Raw genomic sequence first — 8981 nt, forward strand, 5'->3', positions numbered from 1 at the left:
ACTCTCAAAAATAGAGTAGAGATCGAAATCCCTACTCTGTTGCTCTATCCCTATTCAGTTCCTAGCAGCTTTTTCATTTTTTCTTCTAAAGCAACAATTCGTGATTCTAAGGATTTATTATTTTCAATCAATTCTTTAACTGCATGCGCTGTTAGATTCAGCATTTTCATTTGATCAATAACTAAGTAATTATCCTTCTCAATGGAGGAATGTTGACTTAAGAAAGGCACATATTGTGCAATAATCCCGTATTGCCTATCTTTATCCTTCCCTTCATTTCTAGGGTGTTTAGGGTCCCATTCAAAATCGTAAAATTCAATCTGTTCAAACTCCTTGATTGGGTCAATTTCTGATTTAGTTATATTTGTCTTTAGGCGAATATCCGATTGATTGGTGATCTTCCAACCATTCATGTTTAAATCCTTAAAAGCCTTTATACCGTCCCAGGCTGCATGGAGAACCGCTACAGGGCTGCCGCTATTAAATGCTGATAAGTATGTTCCCCAGTTCCCACCAACAACCAAATGATTATCATTTGTAACATAGATGCGACTACCTGTAGAGGATACTGAAGAATTCCCATTCCCCAAATTCAGCACATTGATGTTGTTTAACCAGTTCATTTGGAAATTTACCTTCGCTTTAATATCCATCCAAGCTGTACTAGGGTTATCGTAATTATCGAATCCAGCGGACAAGATTTCCCACGCCTGTATACTTGCTAGACCGCCACCATTGGGAACGGTCATTTTTGTAAGGCTTATACCTAACCGTTGCTCAACTGATATTCCTTCAAAGCCCCCTTTAAAGTATTTTTTTCCAGCTTTATCTAACAATGTTAATTTGTCGTACGCTAACGTAGCTTCACGCAAAGCGATACTATCTACTAAAGACAGATTAGTTTTCGACAAATTAACGTCGTATTGATCGGAATAAATTCTCATCGCAACAGTGTTTAGGTTGAAACCGGCGTTTGCGGTTCCTTGTCCGTCTCTGGAAACAACACTCGCTAACCCTTCATGAGACAGTCGCATTAATCCTGTACGCCCCGGCTCGTTTGGATAAAGATAATCAGACTTGATAACTCCTCCATCAATTGATAACACTCCGTTGATAGGACGACCGTAATCATCTGTACCAGTGAACTCACTTGTAAACTTTGAACCGTTTATCACGGAACCGTTGATATTAACAGCATTCAACTCGTAGATATTCAGCATGGCCTGATCAACCATTTGGGGTTCCCAGGTTCCTATACCATCCTTAACCACATACTTGAAGTATCCGGTTAATGCCCCCTCTGAGTCTTGTTGCCAGAATTGATCCCCATGTTTAGGATTCTTCGGTCTGATCGTTCCAACTGTTACAACAGGTACACTATCAATCTGATCTTGAACTTGCTTATACAGTTCTTGATCATAGCGTAATTGAAATTTGTAATCAGCTGGATTTATAGAAGGAACTGGATTTGTACCATTTCCAATGCCAACATAAGGTTTCCCATTTCCGTCTAAACTAATATTTTTACCATTTGCATCGTCAGCAAAGACTACCCAAGGATAATAAGTCTTGCCATCATCACCATCAATTCCATTGCTACCACGGATTTTTGTCCAATGACCAAGATAATCCGCTGGATCGTCTGAAGGTACAGGCTTGTTTCTAACGAACAGAATCGCCATGTATTCCTTATTTTCACTGTATCGGTGAGTAAAGCCGTTCCCTTGATCATCATCGGCATAGGCCCGCCATTCGTAAAGAGCCTGCAGTTGCGTTTGTTTCATGGCTTCCTGAGCCATTCGCAGCGCTGCATCAATCTTAGACTCTTTCTCAATGAAGTTGCCAAATACTGCTGTGTTTCTTCCCTTATTCGACAAGTGCTGCGTGAGTTCTAAAACATCCGCTTCTAAAAAGAGTTCCGGCTGATAGTCATGATCGACAATTCGGACTGTATCGCCTAAAGCTATATCATCATCAAGTAACGCTACATCTACCTCATAAGTATTCGCTCCCTGCGACAGTTCAGCCAGTCGATTTACTGCGCGATTAAAAAGCTCCTGCGGGCTTTGAGTATCATACTCAAATACTCGTTCAATATACCCCTCATAGGTCTGCATCCCCGGTTTGTTTTCTTTCCAATAAGGTCCCATGATTAGATCGTACACTCGATCATCACCCGCTGGGCTTACAAACCGATTATCAGCTGATTGATAATGTCTGTCTTTAAAAGTTATGCTCTCCTGATCCTCTGAGCCTTCTTTCATACCACCGATACCAATTAAAGCTGTCGCAAGCTCTGATAAGTCTTCCGTTTTATAAATATTATTGACTTCTTTAGAATACTCTAAGGTGGTCCCAATACTTTTCCCACGTCTCTTATAGATGTCGATAAAACGAGCAGCAACCTGTGACCCTTGCATCACAACACGAAAGCCGATATAAGCATTATCAAACTGTGTAGCTACAGACCGCAAACGCTTTGTTACCGTCTCATGTCCTTCCCACACTAATTTTCTTGATAGATGAGGTATTTCATTAATCCCAATATAAAAACCGCTCTTGCTAGGCAAGAAACGGTTAATGTAGTCGGCTATTCGGTAATCTTTTTCAGCTTCATAAGGTCGTACAATTGTATTATTTAAAGTTAGATTTGTATCTACACAATGAATAACTTTTTTATCATGCTCCGATTCAACAATCAGGATCTGGAATAATCTATCTTGACCCTTCTTGTCACGGAAGGCTATCTCATTCCCCTTAACTAGATTATCAGCGGCTGCATACTTCTTCAGCACTTCAAAAGAGTATGTGGCCATACCTGTTTCTAAACTGTCTGTTAGTCCGCCACCGCTGAAAGAATCATCGAATGGAGTAGCAAAAGGCGCTTCATTGCTCAAAACATCTAGTACTTGTTTGCTTTGACGATCAATTATAATTAACTGCATCTTTTGCCTCCTATCTATATGTCTTCCTATATTTTGCGGTGATCAGCGGCGGCTCACTCATGTAATCCGAAAAGTGGAACTGAACTTCACTTTCACCAACAGGCAGCAAGAAATAGTTATTGCCTATGTCAGCGTCTAACATGTCTTGTATAGGTTCCTGGTTCTGCCAGTACTTGTATATCTTACCCTCAGTGTTCCTAATTTCCACTGTGTCGCCTGCTTTCATCTTGTTCGGCAAGTCTACCCAAAAATCAACGTTGTCCTTGACGAAGCGTAATTCTGACCATCCCATGCCGCTTTTATTTTTAGCAACATCTTCCCAAGCAATTGGTTTCTTGTCTCCGAAGGCAGCAAAAGCGATTGTAATACGTGCTGCCTTCTTGTTAGAGACTGTGTACCCACCATCTAAGTATTGCCTAGTCCATTTGTTTTGGCCGTTTTGAATGGTCCACTCCCACAAGTTGCCAGCTTTGCGTACTGTTAGGCTACCTAGCCACCATCGCCATCGCCAAGTCGAAGTGTCTCGATCAACTTCCTGGTTGCCTACATACGCCCAAAATTGATTCTGAGAAGAAGATACTGAATCATCTCTAAACTGCATTGAAAACAAGGGTGTACCATCAGCAGCGGAAATAGTGAACTCCAAGCGTCCAGCTTTTTCGGCCCAAATATCCTGTATCCTTGATAAGGACTCTAATGTGAAGTTGTCCGCCTCTTGTGATAATGCTTGCGTGAGTGTTACGCCATGCCATCCATCTCCCGTTCCAAAATCAGTCGGATATACAAAGCTTTGGATCGGGTCCCACTTCACAGTTCCATTTGCTGTCATTGGTAACATAGTCACCGCTTTAGTGCTGTTGATTTCCCAGCCTTTATTATTGTCAAAACGATCTTGTAGCAACACTACTGATTTCTGCTTTGTCACACCGTCTACTTCACTAGGTGATCCATATTGGATAATGCCATCCTGGTGAACAACCCCAATATAGCCGTTATCTTCTTCAAATTCGAAAGAAAATTCAGGTGCTGTTTTATGCGTGCCCTCATTGTTGATAATTAACGTATTCTTACGTGGAAGTTCAACGGTATACTCAAAATTTACAAAATCAATATACAATGCTGATCCTATTTCTTCACTTGAAGGATCTGGATAAACTATTACATTAACAAACCCTTGATTATCTATTGCTCTGCCAGAATTTGCTTGATCTAGTGGGTATGAAATTTCTTTTATTTCATTCGTTGTGTTTGAAGGTCGCTGAATAGAGTATGCCTTATCATCTAACCAATAAGCGGTATTCAGTTTGTTTCCTCCTGGAATAACTCCTCGACCCCAAACACTATAATTGCATCCCGTGATAATTTTCTTCATTACTCTTATTTTGTTGGACAGGTCCGTAGCATCATAGTAATCAAAAACATTCGAATATCGCCTATCAAAATCTTCAATTATATTCCATTTAATCAACGTTGCAGGAAATTGGTTAGCCGTACCAACTGAGGATAAAGAAGACATTGTTTTTCCATCCAATCTACTAACAGAATCATACCTAGATTGAATAAATTCATTTCTGAAAGCATTTGGTTCTGGAGTATCACCCGCATGCATAACACTCATCCAATGTGGTTTTTCAACATGGCTTCCTGAAATTTTACCGACAAAATTTAACGTCTCAGTCACGACCTCTCGGTCATTAGTCACAATCGTTTCCTCTTCGGCGTAGGCGACACCAGACGGCACTAGGAACGAGATAGAACCTTTCTCAAACCACTGCACGAGTTCCTCGGCGTCCGGCTTTCCTTGCGGAATGGCTAAGTAGAACCTATCCATCTGATCGGAAAATTGCAGCTTCTTGGGTTCGTCCACGTTCAGAATCCGCATCATTTCATCATGCGCTGTGTGCAAGTCTCCTTGAATAACAAACGGAACCTCAATAACCCCCTCCTTAATACGTGAAGAGATTACCTCGGTTCCGTCCATGTCTGATATGTCTATTGTCTTGTTTTCGTACTCTCCGACCATCGGGCCGCGTGTGAAACCGCCTAACACTCGGATAGGCAACTTCTCACCATTGAAATATACGTTAAACTCTGCCATTATGTTTCACCTGCCAAAACGTTTTTGATTGTGTTTCTTCTGTTAAGTTCTTTCTCAGAGTATACAGCTACACTACGGCCAACTTCTCTGCCGTCTAAATCTACTGTCGTGTGGAGCTCATAAACACGGTTCGCACTAGATTTTTTAGTAATATAGCTATTATTGATTATCTGGCTACCAGTTGTCGCTAAGCCCATTCTGCTAGTACCTAAAGCCATTTCAGGGCTAATTGACTTAGAAATCCCATCGCCAAGGCTCCGAATAGCGTTGTAAGCAGTATCTGCGTCTGCTTCAATACCAACCGCAATTCCTTGTGGGATATACTTTCCGATCTCATCTCTCATCACACGAGAAGGAGAGTGAATGCTTAACACATTTGCTATTGTATTCCTGATCCCATTACCTATATTCGAAATTGTGTTCCATAGACTATTTAATCCACCAGTTACACCATTGATCAAACCTTGAATAATATTTCTACCAATATCAAGCAAGTTAATATTGCGTAAAGAATTAAACAAGCTTTTAACACGATTTACCGCATTCGAAACCGCCTGAGTCATATTATTCCAAGCTTGCTGCGCACCAGAAACCAATCCATTAATAATACTAATGACAGATGACTTTATAGAGTTCCATACTGATGTCATTGTCGATTGAATACCACGTATGATTGACGACAATGTATTCTTAAAACCATTCCAAATATTCTGAGCGGTAGATACCAATGTACTAATCAAGTTAGTTACAGTATTCTTTATGCTTTGCCATATAGAGCCTGCAGTTGCCTTTATACTATTCCAAATATTTGATAGAATATTTTTCAGATTCTCAAAATGCCCCTGTGCAAAGTCAACTATCGCACTGACAATTCCAGAAAAAATCGATTTTATTCCTTCCCAAATTGTAGAGGCTGCGCCTTTGATATTTTCCCAAATTTGGGATAAATGGCTACCCATTTGATCAAAGTTACCTGTCACTAAGTCCAATACTAATAAGACAGGACCTAGTATAATATTCTTGATCAGTTCCCAAGCTCCCTGAGCAACCATCTGTATACCTGCCCAGATTTCATCCATGCCAGATTTTAGTAGTTGCCAGTTCATCATGAGAATACCGATAAACGGTGCTACGATCATTAGAATTGCATTCACTAAGAGTTGCCATGTTTCACTAACAAACGTCTTGACCCCTTCCCAGAATAACGAGAACCATTCTTTGAAGGCTGTCCATTTTTCCTGTATGCCTGTTACTGCTCCATCTACTCCACCGACAATGCTTTCCCAAATACCAGAGAAGAAATCTCCAATTGATTCCCATGCGGTCACTATGACTTCTTTTGCAGTGAGAAATGCTTCCTTGATCTTATTCCAAATGTTGATAACTGCGTCTCTAAAGCCTTCATTAGTTTTCCAAAGATATATAATCCCTGCTACAAGGGCTGTAACTGCCGCAATTATTAATCCAATAGGATTAGCTAACATAGCAACTTTCATTGCGACAAAAGCGGCTTTTACTGCTAAAACAGCTTTTTTCAGACCGTTGAACAAAGCAATTACAGTTGTAACAACTTTAAAAGCAGCAAACCCTGCAGCCAGTGCCACTACAACCGCACCCAAAGATTCTACTGTTGATTGATTATTCTTGATCCATTCGCCAAATTTTTGAAGAGCTGGTATAACCTTATCTAGAAAGGCTTGAGTGAATGTTACGGTAAAATCTAACAACTTAGCTGATAAATCAACAAGTAAGGGACCAATAAAACTTACAAGCCCTGAGAATACCCCTTTAAAAATATCTATAGCTATCGGCAATGTTTCTCTGAATACTTGAGCAATACCGACAGCTGCGGTGGTTATAACGCCTGAAAGATTGGAAATTGTAGGCATAAGATAACCGATCATAGTCTTGAAAGTATCAATGATACTAGATATGGAAGGCTTCACTTTTCCATATAAATCTTTAACTATATCGGTCATCTTGAAAATCAGAAACTGGAAATCTTGACCAATTCTCTGGATATCTCCATTATTGCTTAGACTTGCAAATCCGCTTTTTAACATCTCAATACTCTTGCTTAGAATGTTAAAATCAAGGCTTTTTGTTAAAATCCCAAATACCTGTATTACCTTTTCTGCTATCGGTACAATACTATCCATTGAGTTGACTATTGATTTTCCAGCACTATTAATAATTCCTTTTAATTTATTTATGTGTCCGGCAATAGTATCGCCAGTGACTTGTTGTGTTATTTGGTTTATTTTATCTAGAATGTTAGCTAGATTATTTGTGACCGAGTTTTTAAGGTTAGTAAAAGAAGTCCTAATCCCTTCACTATTAACTTTGGCCAACTTGGCAAGTTCACCAGACCCAGTACCTAGTTCGATAAATTTATTTTGTAAATCCTCAAATGAAACGGACCCGTCTTGAATAGCAGCTTTTAAGTCTTGCATTGCACTTTTGCCCATGAAACCCATAGCATTCGCAACTTTGGTGAGAGAGGTTGGCATTGTTTCCATCAAGGTATTCCAAGCTTCCCCATCAACTTTACCTGATGAGAGCATTTGAATATACTGTTGCATACCTCTAGAAGCATCATCAGTAGACGCACCACTGGCCAAAAAGGCATTGTTTAAAGCCAACGTTGCATCAGTTGCGGTGTCTAAGTCACCTGTTATTGCTGCCATTCTTTGAGTTGTGGATACAACATCCTGTAGTTTGGTTGGGAGCCCATCGATACCATCTTTTAAAGAATCCATCGATTTATTTACATCATCAGTACTAAAGCCTAATGATTCCATAACTTTAGGATACTTTTGTAATATATCAAACCGATCAATAGCACCACTCACAGAATTCTTTAAAACATTAAAAGCAGCACTGGCGACTTTTACAAGCCCCATTGCTGCTACCATGTCTTTTATCCCTCTACTAGCTTTACTTGACTTTCCTTCTAAATCGTCAAGGTCCTTATTGAGAGAAGAAACATTCTTCCCATCAACCTTAACATCAATAGATACTACTCCATCAGCCATCCGTTTCCTCCTCTCCATCTAAAGCGAATTTTCGTTTTAAATCTCTCATTTTTTTCCTGTATTCTGCAGAATCACCCTTTTGAGGAGTCCAGTTTCTAATTTGAATAATCCTCTGAATGATTGTGTCTTCAGGTAGACTTTCGAGAAGGGCTTGAAACTCTGCCCAAGTTAATTTCCCCTGTTCTTCGAATAGATTGATCCCTATCTGTCGGAAAGACGCGTATATGTACTTTGCGTCTTGTTGAATATCTAAGCTTTGCTTCCCTTGTACTACTGGCATAGGATTACCTAATTCATCTACCTCGGGCTCGGTACTATTACCTAGCAAAATGTATTTATCTCTTACGAAGAGCCATAAATCGGCTTTTAAGGAAGGTTCTAAAGCTATTTCGCCAAATAGTAAAGCAATTACTGTGTCAATCTTGTCTCCCAGCAACATGTCACTAGATAACACATCGAAAACGTCCAAGACATTGTCAAAAGATAAATCAATAGCGTACTCTCGATCATGAAAGAAAATAGAAGTGACCAGCGGATCATTTAACCGCATATCAATCACCTCTTACTTTTCTTTTTCTTCTTTTTCAAATACTGTTTTTTCAATTCGTCGGATTTACTACTTTGTTCTTTTTGGAACTCAGAAACCTTCTCAGCGATTCCTTCAGCCAACGTGTAAAACGCGTTGATCCATGCTACTACATCAGGCACACCGTCATAGAGTTTTTCAAACGTGCCCTCTCCTAGCATTGCATCATATCCGATTGTTAAAGCTTTCTTGTAGTCTTCGATTGTATCGTCGCCTTGCTTTAACTTTTCCAACTTAGGCCCAACAGCAGCAAACTTCTCCTCATACTCCTTAATATGCTCCGTTGAACAATCGAAAAAGAATTCATGCCCTCCCAA

At 39.9% G+C, this 8981-nt stretch carries 5 protein-coding genes; all 5 read right to left on the reverse strand.

What is annotated here, in order from left to right; all coding sequences use genetic code 11:
- Positions 1 to 50: 50 nt before the first annotated feature.
- Positions 51 to 2945 carry a phage tail spike protein gene (locus tag IGI49_RS25230; protein ID WP_429966153.1) on the reverse strand — a complete coding sequence of 965 codons (2895 nt, stop codon included), beginning with the start codon at positions 2943 to 2945 and terminating at the stop codon, positions 51 to 53.
- A gap of 10 nt (positions 2946 to 2955) precedes the next feature.
- Positions 2956 to 5043, reverse strand: a complete 2088-nt coding sequence (locus IGI49_RS25235; RefSeq protein ID WP_429966154.1) for a distal tail protein Dit — start codon at positions 5041 to 5043, stop codon at positions 2956 to 2958.
- On the reverse strand, positions 5043 to 8078 hold the full coding sequence (locus IGI49_RS25240; RefSeq protein ID WP_429966155.1) for a tape measure protein: 3036 nt from the start codon (positions 8076 to 8078) through the stop codon (positions 5043 to 5045). The genes IGI49_RS25235 and IGI49_RS25240 overlap by 1 nt, the downstream gene beginning before the upstream one ends.
- Positions 8071 to 8628, reverse strand: a complete 558-nt coding sequence (locus IGI49_RS25245; protein ID WP_429966156.1) for a Gp15 family bacteriophage protein — start codon at positions 8626 to 8628, stop codon at positions 8071 to 8073. The genes IGI49_RS25240 and IGI49_RS25245 overlap by 8 nt, the downstream gene beginning before the upstream one ends.
- A 5-nt stretch (positions 8629 to 8633) precedes the next feature.
- Positions 8634 to 8981, reverse strand: a 348-nt coding sequence (locus IGI49_RS25250; RefSeq protein WP_429969612.1) for a hypothetical protein, incomplete at its 5' end; no start/stop codon positions are given.

Source organism: Enterococcus sp. AZ071 (assembly GCF_050499065.1).
In the GTDB taxonomy this organism is placed as follows: domain Bacteria; phylum Bacillota; class Bacilli; order Lactobacillales; family Enterococcaceae; genus Enterococcus_A; species Enterococcus_A ferrettii.

Coding starts and splice junctions, on each gene's coding strand:
- IGI49_RS25230 (WP_429966153.1), bottom strand. CDS start 2,945: ATGCAGTTAATTATAATTGATCGTCAAAGCAAACAAGTACTAGATGTT.
- IGI49_RS25235 (WP_429966154.1), bottom strand. CDS start 5,043: ATGGCAGAGTTTAACGTATATTTCAATGGTGAGAAGTTGCCTATCCGA.
- IGI49_RS25240 (WP_429966155.1), bottom strand. CDS start 8,078: ATGGCTGATGGAGTAGTATCTATTGATGTTAAGGTTGATGGGAAGAAT.
- IGI49_RS25245 (WP_429966156.1), bottom strand. CDS start 8,628: ATGCGGTTAAATGATCCGCTGGTCACTTCTATTTTCTTTCATGATCGA.